Here is a 20693-nt window from a genome sequence, read left to right as displayed (position 1 = left end):
CGGCCCACCCCCATCAGCACAAAAAGTTCAAGTATCCGCAGGAGGGAGCACATCAGTGGCAAGTCTCAATAAAAACAATGGCGAGAGCAACGTAGAGAACACCCACTGCGCTCAAGAGCGAGAGCAGCAGCGAGGCGAACCCCAAAAAGCGGTGGCGATCCTCCGGCGTGTCAAAATCATGGGGAACGGTAGCAGTGCCGGTATTATGTCGGCGGAGGGCAATCCAGCCAACGATGCCAATCCCGATAAGCGCCAGCACCGTATAGATCATGATGGCCATCCCAACGTTACCGAGGGACCCGTAGCGGCCGGCCACCTTTGCGCACCAGAGGGCGGCGGTCAGATAGCACAGTAGAAAGTGTATGGCCCAGATGATTGGCGAGGCGATCAAAAGCCATAGGCTCTCATTTTTTTCCGGAAGTTTGACCATAGCGCAATCCTCAGACAATCTGGGGGAAACCAGCGATGACGGCCACAGTAACGACGACCGTAACGGCCATGAAGTGCCAGTACAGCTTCACATTGGCGATATCAATGTCGTGGCGGGGGGTCAGCCGACCTGCTAACCTCCGAGCAATGCAATAGAGTTGCATAATCACGCCCACCGCTACATGAATCACAGTCCACAGCACCAATACCCAGATGATGGCAGGATAAACATGGCTTGCCGGATCAAAACCAGCCCGCCAGGGGCCGGCGAGAAGCGCCATGCCACCGGCCACCGCAACCATAATAGCGCCTAGCAGCGCGCCGTAGAAGGCCACCCCACGGCTATGTCTGTTCCAGCGTTGAGCCAGCAGCGTCAGCAGCCAGGCCCCCAGCAACAGCGCTGCCGCCACTAGCGACCAAAATACGAGTGGACCCGCTTCAGGATCGGGTGGAAAATCGTCATGGATGGTCCAGTAGAAAAAGTAGCCAAACACCAGGCTAGCAAAAGCGACCATGTCACCGAGCATGGTAATGAACATGGCCCACCAACCCACCGAATTGGGGCCCGAGGCGTAAAGGGGCAGGGTCAGGCCGAGACTCACGTCTTTCTCCTCTTTCTCAGGAATGAGGGCCGTGCCGGTCCACAGCCAGACGAGGATGGTCGCAAGGGCCAGCAGGCCACTGATGGCCGCCGGCCACCACCAGTGGAAGGTGGCGAAGATAAAGACGCCAGCCGTAAACATGGCCGCGAAGAGAGTGAGGAAGGTTGGACCGGGAACCCGTAGGCACTGGACGGGCCGCGCGTCGATGGTGGTGGTAATAATGGTCTCCCGCTTCCCCTCCTCCGCATCCGGAAGGTAAAAACGGCCCTCGTCAACGTCCCGCATGAAGTTGGGTTGATCCCACAGAGGATAGCGGCTGTCAATTTCGGGGATGGAGCGGGAACCCCAAGGCTTGCCTGGCATTTCAGTCAGCCATTCGAGGGTGCCGGCGCCCCAGGGGTTGCGCTCAGCGTAGGGCTGCTTCTTCTTCGGGCGGAGGACATCCCAAACGAAGACGGCGATCCCCGAGGCCAGGATGAAAGCACCGACGCTCGACACCAGATTCAGCACATCAAAGCCGGCATCGGCAGGATAGGTGAATACCCGCCGCGGCATACCCTGCAAGCCGGTCAGATGCATCGGAAAGAAAGTAATATTAAAACCGATGAATATCAGCCAAAAGGCGATTTTTCCGAACCGGTCGGAGAGCTTCTTGCCATTGACCATGGGAAAAAAATAGTAGAAGCCGGCAAGAATCGGAAAGACGGCTCCGCCAATCAGCACGTAATGGAGGTGGGCGACGATGAAATAGCTGTCATGGGCCTGCATATTGAACGGCACCAGGGCCACCAAGACCCCAGTTAGCCCTCCCAGCACGAAAATAGCCAGGCCACCGAGGACGAAAAGCATCGGCACGGACCGCACCACGCGCCCAGCCAGAAGTGTGGCAATAAAGCAGAAGATTTGTACGCCCGTGGGAATGGCGACGGCCTCGGAAGCCGCGGAGAACAACCCAATCGAGATGCCCGGCAGCCCCGCCGTAAACATATGGTGCACCCACAGCCCGAAACTCAGAAAACCGGTACCCACCGCCGCCAAGACGATCCAGCTATACCCCACCATCGGGGTGCGCGCGAACGTCGGCACGATCATCGCCACCAACGCGATGGAGGACAAGAAAATAATGTAGACCTCCGGGTGACCGAAGATCCAGAAGAGGTGTTGCCACAGGATGGGATCGCCGCCCCGCGCCGGGTCGAAGAAGGGCCAGTCAAACATTCGCTCCAACTCAAACAAAATGTCCCCGGCAATGAGGGGGGGAAAGGCGAACAGGACCATACCCGCCACCACAATAATGTACCAGGCGTAGAGCGGAATGAGGTTGATTCGCATGCCCGGCGGTCGAGTCTTCAGCACGCCGACGATGATCTCAACGGCAGCCGCAATAGAGGCCAGTTCAATGAAGCTCAGGCCAAGCAACCAAATATCGTTCCCGATACCTGGCTGGTACTCGGTAGCCAGGGGCGAATACATGAACCAGCCGCCGCTGGGGGCTGCGTTGAAGAAAATAGAGCCGCACACGAAAATGCCACCCAGCAGAAAGCTCCAGAAGCCATAAGCGGAGAGGCGAGGGAAGGGCAGATCACGGGCGCCCAGCATCTCCGGCAGGACGAAGATGGAGAAGGCCTCGAAAAGCGGCACGGCAAAGAGAAACATCATCACCGAACCGTGCAATGTAAAAAGCTGATTGTAGAAATCGGCCGAGACGAAGTCGTTTTCAGGCACGGCGAGCTGGGTTCGCATCAGCAACGCCAAAATGCCACCAAAGAGGAAGAAGGCGAAGGCGGCGGCCGTATACCAGACGCCCACCTCCGAGTTGTTGACGGCCGACCAATAGCGCCACCCTTCCGGCGTCTTCCACGCCTTCAGCAACCGCTCTTCCTGGGCACGCTGGACCTCTACCGGGGGGGCTTCGGCAAGGGGCTCTACGTCTCCGGGGGCCTTTTTGGATGGCTTATCCGATTCTTTCACTCTAATCCCTCCAGGAATATAGCCAGCGCCTGCAAATCCTCTTTAGGCAACATTCCGAATTCAGGCATATGTACTCCCGGCTTGAGCTCTTCCGTATGGGCAACCCACCGCAGGAACGCCGTGGGGTCATTGGGCAGAATGCCAGCCCCAAGACTCACCCGGCTTCCCACATGGGTAAGGTCGGGCCCCACCCTACCGTTGGCCGGCAGACCGCGCACCGTGTGGCAGGCGCTGCATCCATGGATGAGGAAGAGCTCCTGGCCGCGTGCCGCCATTTTCTTCGGCCTTGAGGCCGGCCGTGCCTGGTGTTCTAGCCAGGCGGCAAAGGCCTCCGGCTCCATGACAACCACATGGAACTTCATGAGCGCGTGGGCGGTGCCACAGTACTCGGCACAGACCCCGTGGTAAACTCCCGTCTTGGTCGCCTCCAGGGTCAACCGGTTGACACGCCCTGGAACCATATCCATCTTGCCGGTAAGGGAGGGAATCCAAAAAGAATGAATGACATCGGGACTGGCAAGGAATAGATCCACCGGCTCACCAACAGGGAGGCGAATCTCGTTGGCCAGCTCGATGGGCTCCCCGCTCGGGGGGTGGTAGCGCACCCGCCACCACCACTGTTCGCCCGAGACGGTAATTTTTAAGCTATCCTCCGGTGCCGGCGCCAACAACCCAGGCATTAGCGCCAATCCGTAGCTCAGGTAAACCGCAAGCGCCAGCGTTGGGAAAACGGCGCCACCGCCAATAATCAAGAGATTGGCCTTGCGGTAGTGGTGCACTCCAGGCCGGATCCACCCGGCGTAGACCGCCAAACCCACGACCAAAAGCCAGATGAGGATGCTCACCGCAACCAGCCACCAGAAGAGCTCGGCGATTTGTTCGGCTCCACGCCCCGCCGGATCCAGCGTCGATTGAGGCCCCCCGCACCCCAACACCAACCACACGCTCGCAAAGATCAACACTAAGCTAGTACTTCGACGAGGAGGGCGGATACTCCCGAGCCGTGCCGAAGGAACGGCATGAAACTGTTTTATCCCTTGTTTTATCCAAAGGCATTCGAACCGCCGGCTCTTTAGTCGGCCAAAGGCGCTAAGCTCGGCGACAATCCCTAAGATAGTTGCCGTGACAGGGTTTTGCATGAAATAAATCAGTATGGCTAATCAGGAGTGCCGATCAGAAAATCGAGGCAGTCGTATGCATTACACCGGGATGGATTTAGGGTCATAACTTATATTTAGTTGAGTATACGCCCTTCAGTTTAGACGATAATTTTGGTTTAGGATAAGAATTCGGGCAGAACCGGAAGTCGCGTTCAACTTACTAGCGCTCTTTAAATGTTCACTGAAGCCATCCCCAAAATGTTCCTTAACTAGGCCTCTTCCCCACAATACCGTATTTCTACCAACACCATAGCCATTACTGTTGTTTTTCAGCACACACCCCCCTTTTCAATAGGCAACGAAAAAGGGTGAAACGCTCTCGCACCAAAATTTCTATAACATTAAAAAACAGATACTTGTGCTTTTTTACCCCTTATTAAGGGCATTTGGCACAGGAACTGCAATCTGTTGGATGAGCGCCGGAAAAGTTATCCCGGTTCGAGTTTGAAACTAAATTCACCATCCCATGATTGAGGAGTAAAGACCATGAGCAAATTGATGATTATTGACCTGAGCGAGAGCAAAACCCTAGATGGGGAAGCCATGAGCAGCGTCCGTGGCGGCATGAAAGCCATGACCAGCCTATCCTGGTACCCCTACGGCGGAGACCGCTACCTGGAAGTCAGCCCTACCCAAGCTATCTCACAGTTCCAAGGGCTAGAGAACATGGTGGGCAACAACGTAGCGAACTTTGGCCACTACAATGTTCACAACACCAATACCCAGAACCAAGACGCCTACAACAACGTCAATGTGGGCAGACTTTGGTAAGTCAACAGGTGGAAGGGGTCTGCGGACCCCTTCTTTCTTTATCTACCCAATCTACCCATTTAACTGCCACAGCTTCCAATTTAAAACTGCGGCAAACGACACCCACACCAAATAGGGCAGGAGAATCGCCCCCGCCAACCATGTCTTCTTCCAAAACAGGAAAATGGTCACGAGAATGGCCATCCATAGCAGCAAAATCTCGCCAAAGGCGATGCCGGGCCTATGGAGGCCGAAAAAAAGCCAGGACCAAGTCCCATTCAAGACCAATTGCAGAGCGAACGCCGAGAAGGCCGCCGGGGCAGCCGAAAAACCAGCACGTCGCCAAACAAGCCAGCCGCTGACCCCCATCAGCACATAAAGCAGCGTCCAAACGGGGGCAAACACCCAATTTGGCGGAGTCCAGGGAGGCTTAACGAGCTGTTCATACCAAGAACCGGGAGGAAATAATGCACCGAAGGCTGCCGCGCCAAAGGCGGCCACAAGAAAGAGAACGAGCACTGCTACCGATTTCATGACTGCCTCCTGCCTCGAATGATTTCGTATTTCAAACACTGGGGTGCCTATCGCCATGGGGTCCCCCAATCAGCCCCTTTTTCCAGCGTGAAGGAATATCTATAAGTTTGTTTAAGTATCATTGTGGTTCAACACTTGTTTTCTACTGTTACCATCGTCAACCGTTAAACCTGCTTTACAGAACGACTAGAAACGTAGCGCGGTATTTTCTATGCTTTCTTTTATGTAATAAGAGAAAGCAACGTGAATTGAAAGTTGACAACCTCCCATAACGTCGAATTATCAAAAATAGCGCTAACTTAGGATTCATGAATGACACAGGTTGAACATCTGGCTGAATTTGTCACCCAGGCATCCTATGAAGACCTCTCAGAAGCAGCCCGCCAACAGCTCAAAATTCGGGTTCTAGATTCCCTGGCTTGCGGAATCGGCGCCCTGGAAGGCGAGCCTATTCAGATGCTGCGCGCCTATTTACGTGAAGTGGGAGGGACGGAACACTGCACTTTAATGGCGACTAAGGCACGGACTTCTCCCGATCGGGCTGCTTTTTACAACGGGGCCTTAATTCGTTATCTCGATTACAACGATAGTTATCTAGCCTCCGGCGAGACTTGCCATCCCAGCGACAACTTAGGCGCCGTATTGGCGGCGGCTGAATCCGCTGACCGCCATGGCCGGGAATTGCTGGAAGCCCTAGCAGTGGCTTACCAAGTTCAGTGCCGACTCAGCGATGTCGCCCCCGTTCGGGCGCACGGTTTCGACCACACCACTCAAGGAAGCTATGCCGTCGCCGCAGGAGTTTCCAAAGCACTGGGCCTCGAGGGGAATAAAACCGCTCACGCGATTGCCATCAGCGGCACCGCATTCAATGCCCTGCGGGTAACCCGAACCGGGACCTTGTCCCACTGGAAAGGTCTGGCTTATCCCAATACCGCCTTTGGCGGTACCCACGCCGCCCTGCTCGCTAAACAAGGGATCACAGGCCCACCGGAAGTGTTTGAAGGCAACAAAGGATTCATGGACTCCATTGCGGGACAGTTCTCCCTGGACTGGTCAAAAGAAGACCTGGAGCGAGTCACCCAAACCATTATCAAGAAATACAATGCTGAAATCCATTCCCAATCGGCAACCGAAGGGGTGCTGGAACTGCAACAGGAACACGGCTTCTCCACGGAAGACATCAAGCGGATAAACATTGATATCTTTGATGTGGCCTATCACATCATCGGCGGGGGTGAAGAAGGGACCAAAACAGAGGTGCATACCAAAGAACAAGCCGATCACAGCCTGCCCTATATTGTGTCGGTGGCCCTGCTTGATGGCAATGTACTTCCCGAACAGTATTTACCCCAACGCATCCAACAACCTGATATCCAAAGCTTGCTGCAAAAAGTGACCGTGCGGCCTATAGAATCCTTGAGCCAACGCTTTCCACAAGAAATGCCCTGCCGGTTGACCATCACCCTCCAAGACGGGCGGGAACTGGTGAAAGAAAAACAGGATTACGAAGGGTTCCATACCCGCCCCATGACGTGGGAGACGATTACCCAAAAATTCCACCGGCTCACACAATCTTACACGGATACCTCGCTCCGTGAGACCATTATCCAAGCGGTCGGTAACCTTGAAACCATCAAGGTAAAAGAATTAACCGAATTGCTAACGCAGATCCAAACACCCGAAGGAGGCATCCACCATGGCAAATGAACGCGGATACCCGTTTCTACGGCTCAACCAACGTCAGACCAAGCCGAGAACCCAAGGTATCACCGAAATCCGGGGCCCCTACTACAGCGTCATGGGAAAGCGCTATTTACGGGACGTCTTGGAAACCATGGGCGCTTATGTGGACTCCGTTAAATTTGCCGGAGGCTCCTTTACCCTTATGCCCCGCTCCGCCCTAGAGGAAATTATTGCCACCGCCCACGAGTTTGACGCCTTGGTATCAACAGGCGGATTTATCGAGCATGTCTTGACCCAAGGGCCCGAAGCGGTTGAAAAATACATCCAGGAATGCAAAGCCGTAGGCTTCGATATCATCGAGATATCCTGCGGTTTTATCACCATTCCCACCGACGACTGGTTACGCTTGGTAGAGAAAGTCCAACAAGCCGGTTTAAAAGCCAAACCTGAGGTAGGAATTCAATTCGGCGCCGGTGGTGCTACTACCGCCGAAGCGCTGGAAGCTGCCGGAACCCAAGATCCCGAATGGATGATCCAGCAAGCAAAACGGTTCATTGACGCCGGTGCTTATATGATCATGATCGAGTCTGAGGGAATCACGGAAAGCGTCAAGAGCTGGCGCACTGATGTGGTGGCTAAGATTATTAATGAACTGGGTTTGGAAAAAATCATGTTCGAAGCCGCCGAACCAGAAGTCTTTTCCTGGTATATCAAAAATTATGGCCCCGAGGTGAATTTGTTTGTGGATCACAGCCAGATCGTCCAACTTGAGTGCCTGCGGGCCGGAATCTGGGGGACCCAGGAAATTTGGGGCCGGGTACTCACCTACAAAGAAAAATAACCAAAAAGAAATTAAATTTCTGAGTATCCACCCCCTGCATTCTGGGAAAGATGATCGAAATCAATATCACGAAAAATAATTTTAATGGGCTATAGGAGCTACAATTTATCAATGTAAGCTCAATTTAGGAGTCAATCCCATGACTGAGCCACATGACCGAGACCCACGAGTATTTTCCAGCGAACCGAAACTCAACTGCGAGATTTGCTTTAAAGAAATTCCTGAGTCAGAAGCCAAAAGCCATGAAGCAGACGAATATATTCTCTGGTTTTGTGGCTTAGAATGCTATGACGAATGGAGAAAAGCTCAAGAGAAAACAGAGGAAAAAAAGGAGCCTTAATCTCGACTTTGTATAAAAGGTATTCTACACGCTAATAAACAGATTGGTCATTATCCCTAATTTCCAGGGATTTTCTTCTCGAATAGCAGAATGGAATCGTATGCCCGTTGCCGAATGCCGGCATCAATTTCAGCTGTCACCTTCTCAGCGAGGGTCTTGTCATCTGGCTTTTCTTTCGCCTTTTCATCAGCCTTCTTGAATCCCTCTTTAATTCCGACAGAAAGCTTCTTTTGTATATCCTGACACATATTCTTCACTTTGTCGTCGGAGATTAGGCGGCGACGAACGATCGCCGGCCCAAAGTCTCGGTCCTTGGCCCATTCCTCCACTCTTCCCCTGGCTTCATCTTTGCCAATCGAAAAGACAAAGAAAGCGATTACCCCTGCAGCCACTTGACCAAATAAGGGAAGGTGAAGAAGGGCCACTCCACTCCCCCCCACAATCAGCGCCACTACCGTTGAGACAATCAGATTAAGGACGTCGGCAAAATCATCAAAGTCTTTTCCTAGGAATGTGCTAGTAAGTCCTTCGAGTTCTGGCATATCACTCGAAAGATGGGTCTCGGGCTTAAGCTCCAGGGCCGCAGTGTCCAACCCATAACGTAGACAAATGGGATCGGTAAGGGTCTTAATGTCGGGGATAAGTCTTTTAAGCCAATCGGCAACCACCTTCGTGATGCGCTCCTTGGTCCTGCTACCCTTGAGCCAAGCCTTAGCATCGGCCTCGATTTGATTCTCGAGCTGCCGCATCGTTTTGATATGGTTATTACGCCATTTCTCCACCTTGCTGTATATGACCTCTTGAACGATGCCCTCGGCAAGGGTTGTCGCCAGCTTGGAATAAAGCAAAGGAATGGCGGACAATACGAGGTCGTCGACCTTATTTTCTTTGATTAACTTAGTAACATCGTTTTGAAAACGACTGGAACGGAGATGGGCCCGTCCAAAATACGCAAGTCCGCGCGAGATAGCTAACTCGGGCTGCTTACCCATAACTATCTTAGCCTCTGGGAACATCGCTTTCACCAGATCCTGAACGATAGGCATGCGGGCAGCCCCCCCCGTCACGATGATGTGGTCGGGCGATCCTCCCATGCTCTCTCGCGCCTTGTTTAAGTACTGGCGGAAGGAGGACCTCCAGGAGAGGCCACCGAGCTTGTCGATCGGCGCCTCCAACAACTCTGCCATAACTGCATCATTCAGGACGATAACAAGAGGGGTTTGGTCGGCTAAGAAGACGTCGTTGACACTCTCACCTGTGCCGGCGAATTCATTAAAGTACTCGTGTTTAGCCTGTCGGCACTTCACATCAAGTTCCACGCCCTTGACTGGATGGGTCTCCAGATAGTTTTTGATCTCATCAGGATTCGGGCTCTGAACCACCACCCGATCAAAAATGAGCTGATCGAGCAGACCGGCACCCAGCACATTATGTCCGAGATCGATTGGATGCTCGTTGAGTCCATCGCTGACCGTGAGATCGGTAGTTGATGAACCCACATCGATAAGCAACACCTTTTGTAACAACTCCTCTTCATCGAGTTCCCCCACCTCACGGGAAAACATGAAGGCCGCCCGCGATTCCGGTACCACCTTGACATTTGGAAGCCCGCTCTCCTTCAGCAACGCACGGTACTTCTTTTGTGTACGGTTGCTCCATTCCGACGGGCAGCCGACATAGAAAAGGGCCTGATCGAAATTGGATAGCTTGGCCGAACCGTCCCTCAGCTTTTCAGCGATGCCGCTGACGAAGAGGCGCGTCGCCTTTCCAGCAGTGGGGTGATTATCGAGTTCAGGATCTTTGAATCGTACATAGCTCTCTACAAGCTGGTGCGCCAACCTTATGGCTTGGTTTCCTAAGCGAATTTCTCCCTTTTCCGTGCGTCCGACGGCGGTAATCATATTGTCGGTATTAGTGACTTGCAGCGGCATCGGTTCACTCTCTTGCGACATTCGCGTGACTGTCAGCGCACTCTCGCCGTGGCCTAGATCAAAACCGATGATCTCAGGATCATTTGACATGCCGTACCTCTCACTTCCTCACCGCTCACCTAGTTCCTGGAAACCGTCAAAGTTTTTAATAGTCGTTATGTCCTAACCCCCGATCTTGCGAGAAAGCGCCATTAGCTCACCTGTCTAGCGTAACCAGGCAGTAAGCATTCACCATCGCGCATGATTGCTGGTTTGATAGTCTGGGTACCTGGTATTTCGCCTTCCCCGCTCATGGCGGTATCCACTACGAAGCATGCCGCTATCTCGGGCGAATACTCACAGAGGTCGAGATGGAGGCTCGAAGCCACTGCTCCGAGCCGACTGTGCACCAACTGCAGCGCAAAGGCCCCATTCTCTTGTTGTGCCGCCTCCGCCAAGTCCTGCATGAATTGCAAGGTCGTCTCGCTTACAGGGATTGACGCCCTTAACGAAGGCGTAGGAACAGCCTTGTGTATCATCTCCAGTATGACATCCATCCTCCGCAACAGACTCTCAAATCCTGCGATATAAGCGCGAATCTGAGCCTCCCGTTCATCTTGCTCTTGCTCGGCATCTAGATTATTTGCGAAGGTTTTCCTCGATGTTTTACGCTTTATCATAAGGTTGAAAGGCCAACTCTTGACTACCTCCGACCACTTTCCAGACAAAACAAGATAAGCCGTTAAGGCGATGACAATAGCTAAAAGGGCGCTGAGCACCGTGAGCTCAAGGAGGATAGAGAGAAATAACGCGCTTGCCATGGCGAACGTTGCCTTCCATAGCAGGCCTTCCCCCTCGCTAAGGGGAGCTTCCATTCTAGATGATGCCGCCTGATCCTCTGCGAGCATGTCTTCAGAAGGGCGATCACGCTCAGACTGATTTACAAGATTCGAGAGGGTGGATGCATTCTGTACCGCGTCAGCCACAAGGCCAAAAAACACCTTGATTATATTTTCAAACGCAGGCGATTGCTCCTCTTGAGAAAGGTAATCATTGTATAAAACCCACAACGTCTCTTGCGTAACCTGAGGAATTTCCTTCGGATCAGCCGATAAGATAGCATTATGAAAGCCCTGTTTTCTGGACACGAAAAGCGTGGAAATTGTTTCCATCATGCTATAAAAACCGAAAAAAATGTAAATAGCTTCTCATCGCCTAGAGTATCTTAACCAGAGTCTTCAATCAACTAACTTTCGCCGCAGGACGGCCGAATGAGAAGTAGAGCGAATGCAATGAATTATGTAACTTAACTCTCAAGTGATAAAATGATGCAAGGTCCGAAGCCGCAATGGCGGAGTTACTTCAATACCCCGTCTCGAAACTTTCTAGTTGAACTGCGTGATATTCGTCACGGTCAAAAAATTTACAAGCCCACTGCCAGTGAGCACCACCGATGAGCGTACAACTCAATCACACCCTTGTTTTGTGCTATGACAAGCAAAGGTCGGCCACGTTCCTCACTGAAATCCTTGGCCTGCCGGTCCCCCACCCCTTTGGACCATTCCTCGTCGTTGAACTTAGCAATGGCGTTTCACTTGATTTCTATGAAACCCAAGGCGAGATCGCAGGGCAGCACTATGCCTTTCTCGTCAGTGAAGATGAGTTCGACCCGATTTTTGATCGTATCCGCAAGCATGGGCTCCAATACTGGGCCGACCCCGGCCAGCACCGTCCGGGCGAGATCAATCACAACGACGGCGGTCGCGGGATGTACTTCAAAGATCCTAATGGTCATCTTCTTGAAATCATCACCCGTCCTTATGGCAGCGGTGGATAGCACAGCGATGAGGGGGTTATCCCCTCCTGGCAGACGGCTAGCCACTGACCAACATGTTTAAGAGTAAGGATACCCCTACCTAGGCCATGGGATAGGCTTCAAATCCTGAGCCGAAGGGAAGGTTGGGGGCGGCGTTGTCCCGGTGGAATTTACGCTTGCGGGAGGGCCGGGCGGCGTGGCCCTTGAGGGCCGCCTGGGGAGCAAAGTATTCCACCAATTTATCGATGGGATTCAAAATTGTAGGCCATGTTGACAATGACCCCTTGGCGGGTCTTGTTCATCACCAGAAACCAGGAATACTTGGACAGCCGGCGCTGGAAGTCGAGCACATCGTTGACCAGCGGCATTTCCGACTCTTGCTTGGTGATGCTCCTGTCCTCCTAATGGTGAGCTTGCCGAACTTATCCTGATAAACCTTCAGCCGCAGGCCCTCATAATGATAGCAAAATATGCTATCATTTTTACCATGAACACAAAGCACCGCAAGACCCTAGAAGCTATTTTCCACAATCCAGTCAACAGCAATCTGGAATGGAAAAAAATAGAAGCGTTACTGGTGGCGCTAGGGGCTAAAGTGGTGGAGGGAAACGGTTCTCAGGTGTCTTTTTACCTGGGCGGCAAGCGCCTTGATGTTCATAGGCCACACCCGAGAAAAGAGGCGCTGAAATATCGGGTAAAACTCGTCCGACAGTTTTTAGAAAATGCAGGAGTCAACCCATGAGCGTGATGACATACAAAGGCTATGTTGCCCGCATCGAGTACGACCCCGACGATCGTATCTTCGTCGGGAGATTGGTGGGAATCACCGATATCGTCGGTTTCCATGGTTCTACCGTGGATGAGCTGGAGGAGAGCTTTAAAAAAACCGTTGAGGGCTATCTTGAGCTTAGTGAAAAGGCAGGCGTAAAACCACAGAAGCCCTACTCCGGAAACTTGATGTTGCGTATCCCGCCAGAAGTCCATGCCCATTGTGCGATGATGGCGGAGGCGCACGGGAAAAGCATCAACCAGTGGGTGACCGAGGTCCTGAGGAATGCGAAATAGGATTTTGAAATGCCCCGCCGCGTGGGCGGCGGGGCTGGTTTGTCAAACAGTTTGGGTTTTGTCAAGCAAGCGACCCCGCCGCCCACGCGGCGAGGGCCGCCTGTTCATCAGTAGTGCAAGTACACTTTAGTCTGGAAGATACTCCATGTCCTGCACCTGCTCCCAGGTCCAGCCCGTTTCCTCGAAGGTGGCGGGGAAGGCGCTCTCATCCAAGCCGGTCTCCCGTGCCGCGGCAACCACCGCGACCAAATAAGCATCTTCTCCAAGTTCAGGCAATCGCGGCTTTAGGCTCGGGCTTTTTTTGAGGCGGATCTTTATTTTCAGCCGCTGCTCTTTGAGGGTTAGCTGCCAACTCCGTCCTCTGTAGTTCGGCTGATACTTCCACTTGAGCAGGTGCATCAGTAGCACGGTCAAACGGTTCTCTAGCTCGTTGCGCTCGCTGCCCCCCATATCTTCTAATTCCTCGATCAAGTCCTCCATATTGACCTCGCTAAACTTGCCCTGGCGTAGCTTCTCAATAGTCTCTTGGGTCCAGGCATAATAGTCTTGGGTAGGATTTGTCATCATCCCTCCAGTCAGTTTTTCAGTATTACGGTGGAAGTATAACTATTATATTAGCCCCACCACCGAAGCAGCGGGGCCGGAGTGGAGGGATTTTAGTTTTCCTCGGCTTGGCGCAGTAGTTTTTCGCGCATCAACAGCCAATCGGGGCGGGGCGGCACGGCCTGCTTCAGCTCCGCTTCCAATTGCTTGACCAAATGGGGAGTCCAAGGCATGCCTCCACCGATAATCTCCTGGCAAAGAATCTTCCGCTGCTTGGCGCGAAAGCTACAATAGCCGGAGACGTCTTGCTTCAACTGTTTCACTTCCGTCATGGCCTCGGGAAATTGGTCCGGGTGCATGTCCTCGCTGTGGCGAAGGTGCAACTTTATCCGCAGCCGGTTGTAAACCCATTGCTCGGCGCTCTTATTGCCGAATTCATAGCCCGTTCCCGCGAGGGCTAGGCCAATGGCTTCATGGAGTTCCTGGCGTTGGGCGTGGGAGATGCGAGGTTCGGGATCAGGATAAGGGGCGTCATCCTTGCCGATGTACTCCCCTTCCAGAACCACCCGCTCCAGGATTTCCCCCACCAGGGTCATGGCCTTGGGGATTTGCTCCAGGGTGAGGGCCTCCACACTGTCCACGCCCATTTTCAGATTGATGATGCTGTGGGCGTCCTCAAAGCTGAGGGGCTTGCCCTTGGCGTGGGAGACGCTGACCAGACGGCGCACGGCTTTGATGAGGGGTTTGCGTTGTTCTTTGGTGGCGTAGGTCAGGTGGGGTGGTTCGGGTTGGGTTGCTTCGGCTTTGCGGGTGAAGTAGAAGGCTTCCAGTTTATCTTGCACTTCCCAGGCTTTGTCCGTGCCTAGCATCTTGGCATAGCGTACCGTGCCCCGTTCTGTCCAAAGCGTTAAGTGATGCGCAAATTTACCAACTTATAGGTAAATCGAAAATTTCGACTTTGCTCCTAAATTCCTTTAAATCTGAGCCGGTTAGCTTAAAATGGTGGATGCCTTCAACAAATCGGTCGGCATTGTTGTTGAAGTTTTGGCGGATTTGGTGTCCTTCAACGCCATACACCGACGCCAGTAATTCACTGGTGATGACCGGCTGGTTTTTCCAGCAAATCAGAGGAAGGGTTTCGACGGTTTGAGCACGAGAGTTCATAGCGGACTCCTTCTGGTTGGGTTAGGAGCCGTCGCTTCCGGTTCTGACGCCGGAAAGTGGCGACGGACTGCACGGGGGTCAGAAACCGGCCCAAAAGGCAACCGGCCACCCCGAAGGGTGCCCCGCACAGCCCGCCATAAATCGTGGGCACAAAAAAAGCGCCTGTGGCGCTGCGCGCCTTCCGGTATTGCGGGTTCTGACGCCCGGCAACGGATTTTGCCGTTGCGCTTTTAAAGCTAGTCGAGAGTGGAGATGGTGTCAACTGCGTCGGAGGGTTAAAGATGGTAGTGGGGGAGTCGATAGGGTACCAGTAAAATGGCGAACACGGACGGTTTGACGAACCTGCTCTAAAAAAGGGGATTTAGCCATGCAGAAATTAAGCTGTGTTATTGGAATAAATAATTCGTATTATATGGAGAAAAACTTTCTGTTATAAGGGAGATTTTTTATATCTACTCTATGTTAGCCATTTGATGGAAAGCTTGTGGATACGGCAAAGATCGCAGCGCCAATCTCGGGGGACAAGCTCTATCAGACTAGAGCGAGGGCGGTGCTTCCGATTTTGGTGCGCCAAGCTGAGGCTGGCACACCCATCGTTTACTCCGCATTAGCGGAAGAAGTCGGAATTCCGAATCCAAGAAACCTGAACTTCGTGCTTGGCAGCATCGGTACTACGCTCGAAAATCTGTCCAAGGCATGGAAGCAGAAAATCCCTCCTATTCAATGCTTGGTCGTTAACAAGAGCACGGGGCTGCCTGGTGAGGGCATTGGCTGGTTTCTTGTCAAGAAAGAGGCATTCTCATCCCTCAGTAGGCGCCAGCAACGAGCTATCGTCGAGGCAGAGTTGCAGCACGTATATGCATACAAGCGTTGGCGCGAGGTGCTGTCTGTCCTTTCTCTAGCACCTACAGAGGTAGATTTCTCAGTTCAACTCAAGAAGGCCGCAGCCTTCGGAGGTGGCGGCGAGAGCGACACCCACAGGCGCCTCAAAGAATATGTCGCTAAGAATCCCTCTATTGTCGGCTTGCCCACTGGCACACCAACTGGTGTCACCGAGTTCGCGCTCGCATCAGGAGACGCTGCCGACATTCACTTCCAAGATAAGAAAGATTGGGTAGCAGTGGAGGTCAAGTCAGCAATCTCAAACCACGCAGACATTACAAGGGGGCTTTTTCAGTGCGTGAAGTACAAGGCTGTGCTGGAGGCAATGCAGTTGTCTTCCGGGCTGCCGCAGAATGCACGCGCTATCCTGGCACTTGAGTCTGAGCTACCTTCAAGGCTTATTCCGCTCAAGAACGTGCTAGGCATCGAAGTTGTCGAGTCGGTGCGAGAAAATGGCTAAACATCGCATCCAGCCGACGTATTTACCTTCGCTTCGCTGCGGTAAATCCGCGGCTGATGCGGAGCGTTATACGGCCCCAGAAACGCTACAATGCTCAATGCCCGATTTCGTATGAAGACAGTTTCGATTGAGTACAAAGTCGAGCTGAGATCTCATTGATTCAAGATTGCTCATGACGCCACTAACTATTGAACAAAAACGGAAAGAAGCGGTTGCCAATCTAATAAAAAATATGGAAACAACTGCTGCCGATATGCGTGCCTTAATAGTAGGCATGCCTCCTGAAGATCTTCTTGGATACATCTACGCACAACGCTTTATGAAAATGATGGCCGGCAGCGGTGATGCTACAGCAGAACAAGACACTAATGGTCCAGATGACACGATTAATGAAACCCAGTTTCTGCTTGAGTACGTTCATGCCGTTCTAGCATCAGATGTAGCCCCAGACAAAGTTGAATTCGATGAAGCGAAATGCGCAGAATTGTTCGCAAAGAGTTGTAAGCTGAAAGAACAAGCCATGTTTTTCGCCATGGGCTCATCTGCTGATACAGACAATGAGGAATTTGGGCCTGACACGGCGGATATAGAATTCCACATAAAATCGACATGGGTTTTGCTCAGAGGTAACCGTTACCAGGTTTTAGAAGGTGAATTTTACAACTACGTACTTGCGCCCCACAATGATGTCTTGAAAGAGGTCTATGGAGTCGGAGCCACTGAGATTGCAGAAGGCTTCCAAGATATGGCTAATGCTACCCGTGCGGGTCACGCGAACGCCATGGAAGAAATGATGAAACAGTTTGAAGCTGTTCAGAATTTTGCTATGGAGCAGGAAAAACCTCTTGAAGATGTTATGGAGGCGTGGGTTGCGGCAAATGCAGATCAATCTCGAGCCGCTGGACAAGCGATGGACGATATGCTCCGAGCTGGTATTGCCAATGTCAGTCGTCACACGAAATTACCACCAGATCTATTAGCTGATCTGGCGTATCAACGTGGTGAAGAGACTGAGTTTTTCGCTAAAGGCGACTTCGCAGGAACCCCTTACAGGACACTACCCGCCCGTAAAAAGCCCTTAATCCAACTTGGATCGGACTACTACGCTGTTGACCCCTGTTTTACCCGCGACGCAGGGTATCGTGCACTTCTTTTTAATCTGTTGCAGAGAAAACCGGACTATAAGAAATCTTTCGAAGACCGTCAGAAGATAATGAGTGAGGGAGCGTTTCCAGACATTCTCTCCGATCAGCTGCCGGGAGCGACAGTCTACCAAGAGGTTTATTATAAGGACCCAGTGACTAAACAGTGGTCCGAAAATGACACCCTAGTACTAGTTGATGATGTGCTCTACCTCGTTGAAGCTAAAGCGGGTGCAGTAGCAACTATTGCTTCGCCTGCACTCGATTTTAAGCGGCACGCCCAGTCAGTGCAGGACTTGGTTCTTAAGGCTTACAGACAGTGCGAGCGTTTCTTTAATTATCTAAATTCTGCGGATGAGGTTCCGCTCTACAAGCGTGCGGACGGCAAATATGAAGAGTGTGGTCGAATTCGTCACTCTGACTATCGTGTAATGTTGCCCATTGGATTGACAGTCGAGTCATTCTCGCCATTTTCTTCTTTTTGCAAGGAATTGCCTCAGGTTGAACCGCTTCTCGGAAAACATGCTTTTGTATCAATGTCTATTGATGATCTGTTTGTCCTAAAGCGTATTCTGCCTACACCTGGGATGTTTGCACACTACATGGAAGTGCGCCAGGCTGTTGCTGGAATTAGGCGCGCTCATCTGTTTGACGAGTTTGATCATCTTGGCGCGTACATAACCAAGAACCGCTTTGATGAGGACATTGCTGACCAATTTAGGCACGGCGAAGCTAACTTGGTGGTGTGGGATGGTATGAGTAATGTTATCGATAGAAGCTTCGAGGGTGAGAGTTGGGAAGACAATCCAATTCCAACACAGAAGTTTCCGAAAGAGTTGTTGAATCTGCTTGGAGCACTCGATGCTACCCGTGCGCAGGGATGGCTTTTAGCCGAAAGTCTTATCCGTAACTATGGTGAGCAAGCACGTAATGACCTTGCCAAGTTGTTGTCGGATTTAGGAAAAACTATAGGACAGCACCCTGAACGCTACTTCGCATTTGCTGGCGATGGTCAGCCGCTATTCGTTTGGATGCAAAGCTCAAAGCACCCTATCGAATGGAAAAAGATCAATGACAAAGCAAGCGCAATTGCACTGTGTACTGAGTCTCCTGATGTTGTAGGCGTGCTTATTGAAGTTGGTAATGGATGTACCTATGAAAAGGCTCAATACTTCAAGGTTGATACCCCTTCTAAGCAGTCTAAGGAAAATCGGTCGTAATGAACCTTGCCCGTGTGGAAGTGGTGTGAAGTACAAGAAATGCCATGGTCGCTAGCGAATGACGAATTCAATCGGGAGAGAGTTAGAATTGTTCCCTAAATTAAATGGATTTAGAGCCGCTATTTTTGTTTCATTAGGGAAAATCAGGCATATCAAGATGCCGAAACAAAGGGGTCAGATCTTGGATCTTGTGCCGAAACAAAGGGGTCAGCCGAAACAACAAAGGGGTCAGATCTTGTGTTGTCGAACAAAGGGGTCATCCATCGAACAAAGGGGTCATCCATCGAACAAAGGGGTCATCCATCGCATCGAACAAAGGGGTCAGATCTTGTCTATTGCTATCTAAACATCAAGCTCCCAGAGAAACTCTGAACAAGGCTAGGCCCTTTACCTATGCAGGGTCCAGGATGTACAGATTTAGTATCGGAAAGGGAGGGGGTTGTCAACTGGAAAAGACGCGAAACCACAGCGCCGAATTAAGCATACATCAGCCTTCCCTTCGGCTCAGGAATAGCGCGGCCTAACGCTTGAGCCGTTTCGATCCACTCCTGGATGACCGTTTCAGCATTGGCAACGGCTTCTTGGTAAGTGGAGCCATCGGCCATACAACCGGGCAGCTCTGGCACTTCCACAATGAAGGCGTTATCTTCATTGCTCCAGTAGATAATCATTTCGTATTTAATCGACATCTTGTTCACCAAGCCGGTATTTGAGAATCCTTGCCATATTTTCCCAATAATTAAATCCCCGCCCTTAGCAGCAAAAACAGCACGGCGACCGACAACGCCAGGTTAAAGCCGAGCATCCATTGGAGCAGCCGTTGCGTACCCTTGACCTCCATGATTTGCTTGTCGGTGTCATTAAAGCGGCGATCCATCTCCCGCTCTATCGCGTTAAACCGCTGATCGACTTCATGGAAGCGCTGATCCACTTGGTTGAATCGGCGATCCATTTCCCGCTCCATCTCGTTGAAACGCTGACCCACCTCATTGAAGCGACGGTCCATTTCCCGCTCCACATCATGGAACCTGTCGCCATAGCCGGTGAGCGCCTCCGCGGCGCTTCGAGCGCTTTCCTCGCTGACCCCCGCTTCCTTGAAAGCGGTGTACACTTCCTGGACGATGACCGTCATCACACACCTACCGAAGTATCCAAAAAATCAAGCTCTTGCCTTCAATCTGGAAAACAGTCCTCAGCTAACACTTGCTCCAAGGTCCAACCGGTTTCCTTGAAGGTGCTCGGAAAGGCTTTTTTGCTCATATTGGTTTCTTCCACGGCTTTCTGTATGCCTCTTTTGTAGGCTTTTTCTAGGTAGTCAGGAAGATCGGGCTTAAGGCTGGGGTTTTCTTCCAGTAATTCTTGAAGGTCGCTTCGTTGCCCGTTGATTGTCCCTTCCCAACTGTAGCTTCGCTCCTTAGGTTGGTATTGCCATTTGAGCAGATGAGCCAGCAATATAGCTAATCTATTTTTAAGCTCCCTCCTTTCGCTTTTTGCCATATCCTCCAGTTCCTCAGCCACTTGCTCCAGCTCCTGCGGGGTTAATAGACCAGCTCTAGCCCGTTGGGCAGCGTTCAATGCCCAGGCATGGAAGTCCTGCTCAGGGGAAAGCTCTTGGTGTGCCATATCTGCTCTCCTTAACATTAAGTCACCAATGACTAGTATAAAGGTAATTCCCCTCCCGGTGGGCGTGGAGTCCCTCCAGTTGGATTTGCGGCCATACCCCACTCTACCCCAAAATCCGATAGAACTGCCTTTTTGATATCCCATGCCGGCGGCATTGCGACCATTGAACTGCTCCCGAATGGCGGCATTGCGCCGTTGCCGGTCCAATTTGGGCACGTATAGCACCTTTATGGCCCTAATTAATGTATATACAATTATTCTATGAGCACGAAATATACCTGGGATGAAGTCAAGCGGCAGGCTAATTTGGAGAAGCATGGCCTTGATTTCATTGATGCCGATCTCGTGCTCGAGCACCCCTACCGTCTGGAGATCGACACCGAACGCAATGGGGAGAGGCGTAAGCAAGCGTTCGCCTATGTGTTCGACATTCTGATGGTATTGACCGTGGCGTATTTGCCGGGCGAGACAACGCGCATCATCAGCTTCCGCCCGGCTAAACGTAGAGAAAAAGAGGCTTACTATGACTGGCTCGAAAACGACTACGATGACAGTTGA

The 20693-nt window shown here is 51.9% G+C and carries 25 protein-coding genes; 11 read left to right on the top strand and 14 right to left on the bottom strand.

Annotated features, from left to right (window positions below; translation table 11 throughout):
- Positions 1-52: 52 nt before the first annotated feature.
- From NHAL_RS14755 to coxB, 3 genes are read right to left on the bottom strand one after another with little or no spacing between them, the layout of a single operon-like run.
- On the bottom strand, positions 53-430 hold the full coding sequence (locus NHAL_RS14755; protein ID WP_013033947.1) for a hypothetical protein: 378 nt from the start codon (positions 428-430) through the stop codon (positions 53-55).
- Between the two features lie 10 nt (positions 431-440).
- Positions 441-3002 (bottom strand): cytochrome c oxidase subunit I, encoded by a 2562-nt coding sequence (ctaD, locus tag NHAL_RS14750; protein ID WP_013033946.1) that lies wholly within the window; start codon positions 3000-3002, stop codon positions 441-443.
- On the bottom strand, positions 2999-4141 hold the full coding sequence (gene coxB / locus NHAL_RS14745; protein ID WP_013033945.1) for a cytochrome c oxidase subunit II: 1143 nt from the start codon (positions 4139-4141) through the stop codon (positions 2999-3001). The genes ctaD and coxB overlap by 4 nt, the downstream gene beginning before the upstream one ends.
- A gap of 507 nt (positions 4142-4648) precedes the next feature.
- On the opposite strand from coxB, the gene NHAL_RS14740 reads away from it, so the two are divergent.
- Positions 4649-4933: a hypothetical protein gene (locus NHAL_RS14740; RefSeq protein WP_013033944.1), complete on the top strand. Its 285-nt coding sequence runs from the start codon at positions 4649-4651 to the stop codon at positions 4931-4933.
- A 51-nt stretch (positions 4934-4984) separates the two neighbouring features.
- Here the strand turns inward: NHAL_RS14740 and NHAL_RS14735 are convergent, their stop codons facing one another.
- Entirely contained in the window at positions 4985-5446 is a 462-nt protein-coding gene (locus NHAL_RS14735) for a TspO/MBR family protein (protein WP_013033943.1), read from the bottom strand.
- Positions 5447-5758: 312 nt separating this feature from the next.
- Here NHAL_RS14735 and NHAL_RS14730 point away from each other — a divergent pair, with 312 nt between their 5' ends.
- The 3 genes from NHAL_RS14730 to NHAL_RS14720 all read left to right on the top strand — a co-directional run bounded on the left by NHAL_RS14730 (position 5759) and on the right by NHAL_RS14720 (position 8310).
- Positions 5759-7153 (top strand): MmgE/PrpD family protein, encoded by a 1395-nt coding sequence (locus NHAL_RS14730; protein WP_013033942.1) that lies wholly within the window; start codon positions 5759-5761, stop codon positions 7151-7153.
- Positions 7143-7970, top strand: a complete 828-nt coding sequence (locus tag NHAL_RS14725) for a phosphosulfolactate synthase (RefSeq protein WP_013033941.1) — start codon at positions 7143-7145, stop codon at positions 7968-7970. The genes NHAL_RS14730 and NHAL_RS14725 overlap by 11 nt, the downstream gene beginning before the upstream one ends.
- Positions 7971-8109: 139 nt before the next feature.
- Complete coding sequence (locus NHAL_RS14720) at positions 8110-8310, top strand: DUF3330 domain-containing protein (RefSeq protein ID WP_013033940.1); 201 nt, start codon at positions 8110-8112, stop codon at positions 8308-8310.
- 56 nt (positions 8311-8366) lie between these two features.
- Here the strand turns inward: NHAL_RS14720 and NHAL_RS14715 are convergent, their stop codons facing one another.
- Positions 8367-10331: an Hsp70 family protein gene (locus NHAL_RS14715; protein WP_013033939.1), complete on the bottom strand. Its 1965-nt coding sequence runs from the start codon at positions 10329-10331 to the stop codon at positions 8367-8369.
- Between the two features lie 101 nt (positions 10332-10432).
- A complete protein-coding gene (locus tag NHAL_RS14710) occupies positions 10433-11395 on the bottom strand; it encodes a hypothetical protein (RefSeq protein WP_013033938.1) in 963 nt (320 codons plus the stop codon).
- 278 nt (positions 11396-11673) lie between these two features.
- On the opposite strand from NHAL_RS14710, the gene NHAL_RS20655 reads away from it, so the two are divergent.
- A complete protein-coding gene (locus NHAL_RS20655) occupies positions 11674-12057 on the top strand; it encodes a VOC family protein (RefSeq protein WP_013033937.1) in 384 nt (127 codons plus the stop codon).
- A 79-nt stretch (positions 12058-12136) separates the two neighbouring features.
- Here the strand turns inward: NHAL_RS20655 and NHAL_RS21400 are convergent, their stop codons facing one another.
- Entirely contained in the window at positions 12137-12292 is a 156-nt protein-coding gene (locus tag NHAL_RS21400; protein ID WP_162010830.1) for a hypothetical protein, read from the bottom strand.
- The gene (locus NHAL_RS22265) at positions 12276-12404 is read right to left on the bottom strand and encodes a hypothetical protein (RefSeq protein ID WP_275260988.1); all 129 of its coding nucleotides are present in this window, start codon (positions 12402-12404) and stop codon (positions 12276-12278) included. Before NHAL_RS22265 ends, NHAL_RS21400 begins: the two co-directional genes overlap by 17 nt.
- Positions 12405-12523: 119 nt before the next feature.
- Here NHAL_RS22265 and NHAL_RS14700 point away from each other — a divergent pair, with 119 nt between their 5' ends.
- Complete coding sequence (locus NHAL_RS14700; protein WP_013033936.1) at positions 12524-12778, top strand: type II toxin-antitoxin system HicA family toxin; 255 nt, start codon at positions 12524-12526, stop codon at positions 12776-12778.
- 5 nt (positions 12779-12783) lie between these two features.
- Entirely contained in the window at positions 12784-13101 is a 318-nt protein-coding gene (locus NHAL_RS14695) for a type II toxin-antitoxin system HicB family antitoxin (protein ID WP_238985518.1), read from the top strand.
- A gap of 126 nt (positions 13102-13227) precedes the next feature.
- On the opposite strand, the gene NHAL_RS14690 is transcribed toward NHAL_RS14695, so the two are convergent.
- The 3 genes from NHAL_RS14690 to NHAL_RS19905 form a co-directional block, all read right to left on the bottom strand.
- Positions 13228-13665 (bottom strand): DUF29 domain-containing protein, encoded by a 438-nt coding sequence (locus NHAL_RS14690; RefSeq protein ID WP_013033934.1) that lies wholly within the window; start codon positions 13663-13665, stop codon positions 13228-13230.
- A 92-nt stretch (positions 13666-13757) separates the two neighbouring features.
- Entirely contained in the window at positions 13758-14486 is a 729-nt protein-coding gene (locus tag NHAL_RS19910; protein ID WP_157862579.1) for a hypothetical protein, read from the bottom strand.
- A gap of 82 nt (positions 14487-14568) precedes the next feature.
- Positions 14569-14808 carry an ORF6N domain-containing protein gene (locus tag NHAL_RS19905; protein WP_049780668.1) on the bottom strand — a complete coding sequence of 80 codons (240 nt, stop codon included), beginning with the start codon at positions 14806-14808 and terminating at the stop codon, positions 14569-14571.
- 565 nt (positions 14809-15373) lie between these two features.
- Here NHAL_RS19905 and NHAL_RS14680 point away from each other — a divergent pair.
- The 3 genes from NHAL_RS14680 to NHAL_RS22530 all read left to right on the top strand — a co-directional run bounded on the left by NHAL_RS14680 (position 15374) and on the right by NHAL_RS22530 (position 18567).
- Positions 15374-16150: a hypothetical protein gene (locus NHAL_RS14680; RefSeq protein WP_420804797.1), complete on the top strand. Its 777-nt coding sequence runs from the start codon at positions 15374-15376 to the stop codon at positions 16148-16150.
- Between the two features lie 172 nt (positions 16151-16322).
- Positions 16323-18512, top strand: a complete 2190-nt coding sequence (locus tag NHAL_RS14675) for a hypothetical protein (RefSeq protein WP_013033932.1) — start codon at positions 16323-16325, stop codon at positions 18510-18512.
- Positions 18472-18567 (top strand): SEC-C metal-binding domain-containing protein, encoded by a 96-nt coding sequence (locus NHAL_RS22530; RefSeq protein WP_203434328.1) that lies wholly within the window; start codon positions 18472-18474, stop codon positions 18565-18567. The genes NHAL_RS14675 and NHAL_RS22530 overlap by 41 nt, the downstream gene beginning before the upstream one ends.
- 421 nt (positions 18568-18988) lie before the next feature.
- Here the strand turns inward: NHAL_RS22530 and NHAL_RS14665 are convergent, their stop codons facing one another.
- From NHAL_RS14665 to NHAL_RS14655, 3 genes are read right to left on the bottom strand one after another with little or no spacing between them, the layout of a single operon-like run.
- Positions 18989-19201: a type II toxin-antitoxin system HicB family antitoxin gene (locus tag NHAL_RS14665; RefSeq protein ID WP_013033931.1), complete on the bottom strand. Its 213-nt coding sequence runs from the start codon at positions 19199-19201 to the stop codon at positions 18989-18991.
- Positions 19202-19251: 50 nt separating this feature from the next.
- A complete protein-coding gene (locus tag NHAL_RS19900) occupies positions 19252-19644 on the bottom strand; it encodes a hypothetical protein (protein ID WP_013033930.1) in 393 nt (130 codons plus the stop codon).
- A gap of 41 nt (positions 19645-19685) precedes the next feature.
- Positions 19686-20351 (bottom strand): DUF29 domain-containing protein, encoded by a 666-nt coding sequence (locus NHAL_RS14655; protein ID WP_238985364.1) that lies wholly within the window; start codon positions 20349-20351, stop codon positions 19686-19688.
- 45 nt (positions 20352-20396) lie between these two features.
- Here NHAL_RS14655 and NHAL_RS14650 point away from each other — a divergent pair, with 45 nt between their 5' ends.
- Entirely contained in the window at positions 20397-20693 is a 297-nt protein-coding gene (locus NHAL_RS14650) for a BrnT family toxin (protein ID WP_013033928.1), read from the top strand.

Origin of the sequence: Nitrosococcus halophilus Nc 4, assembly GCF_000024725.1 — a bacterium.
In the GTDB taxonomy this organism is placed as follows: Bacteria; Pseudomonadota; Gammaproteobacteria; order Nitrosococcales; family Nitrosococcaceae; genus Nitrosococcus; species Nitrosococcus halophilus.
The sequence above is the reverse complement of the archived record's forward strand: the minus strand, read 5'-3'. Positions and strand labels throughout refer to the sequence as shown.

Bases quoted from the DNA above. Each gene is read 5' to 3' on its own strand.
- NHAL_RS14755 (WP_013033947.1), bottom strand. From the start codon at position 430: ATGGTCAAACTTCCGGAAAAAAATGAGAGCCTATGGCTTTTGATCGCC.
- coxB (WP_013033945.1), bottom strand. From the start codon at position 4,141: ATGCAAAACCCTGTCACGGCAACTATCTTAGGGATTGTCGCCGAGCTT.
- NHAL_RS14740 (WP_013033944.1), top strand. From the start codon at position 4,649: ATGAGCAAATTGATGATTATTGACCTGAGCGAGAGCAAAACCCTAGAT.
- NHAL_RS14735 (WP_013033943.1), bottom strand. From the start codon at position 5,446: ATGAAATCGGTAGCAGTGCTCGTTCTCTTTCTTGTGGCCGCCTTTGGC.
- NHAL_RS14730 (WP_013033942.1), top strand. From the start codon at position 5,759: ATGACACAGGTTGAACATCTGGCTGAATTTGTCACCCAGGCATCCTAT.
- NHAL_RS14725 (WP_013033941.1), top strand. From the start codon at position 7,143: ATGGCAAATGAACGCGGATACCCGTTTCTACGGCTCAACCAACGTCAG.
- NHAL_RS14720 (WP_013033940.1), top strand. From the start codon at position 8,110: ATGACTGAGCCACATGACCGAGACCCACGAGTATTTTCCAGCGAACCG.
- NHAL_RS14715 (WP_013033939.1), bottom strand. From the start codon at position 10,331: ATGTCAAATGATCCTGAGATCATCGGTTTTGATCTAGGCCACGGCGAG.
- NHAL_RS14710 (WP_013033938.1), bottom strand. From the start codon at position 11,395: ATGATGGAAACAATTTCCACGCTTTTCGTGTCCAGAAAACAGGGCTTT.
- NHAL_RS20655 (WP_013033937.1), top strand. From the start codon at position 11,674: ATGAGCGTACAACTCAATCACACCCTTGTTTTGTGCTATGACAAGCAA.
- NHAL_RS22265 (WP_275260988.1), bottom strand. From the start codon at position 12,404: ATGCCGCTGGTCAACGATGTGCTCGACTTCCAGCGCCGGCTGTCCAAG.
- NHAL_RS14700 (WP_013033936.1), top strand. From the start codon at position 12,524: ATGAACACAAAGCACCGCAAGACCCTAGAAGCTATTTTCCACAATCCA.
- NHAL_RS14695 (WP_238985518.1), top strand. From the start codon at position 12,784: ATGACATACAAAGGCTATGTTGCCCGCATCGAGTACGACCCCGACGAT.
- NHAL_RS14690 (WP_013033934.1), bottom strand. From the start codon at position 13,665: ATGACAAATCCTACCCAAGACTATTATGCCTGGACCCAAGAGACTATT.
- NHAL_RS19905 (WP_049780668.1), bottom strand. From the start codon at position 14,808: ATGAACTCTCGTGCTCAAACCGTCGAAACCCTTCCTCTGATTTGCTGG.
- NHAL_RS14675 (WP_013033932.1), top strand. From the start codon at position 16,323: ATGACGCCACTAACTATTGAACAAAAACGGAAAGAAGCGGTTGCCAAT.
- NHAL_RS14665 (WP_013033931.1), bottom strand. From the start codon at position 19,201: ATGTCGATTAAATACGAAATGATTATCTACTGGAGCAATGAAGATAAC.
- NHAL_RS19900 (WP_013033930.1), bottom strand. From the start codon at position 19,644: ATGACGGTCATCGTCCAGGAAGTGTACACCGCTTTCAAGGAAGCGGGG.
- NHAL_RS14650 (WP_013033928.1), top strand. From the start codon at position 20,397: ATGAGCACGAAATATACCTGGGATGAAGTCAAGCGGCAGGCTAATTTG.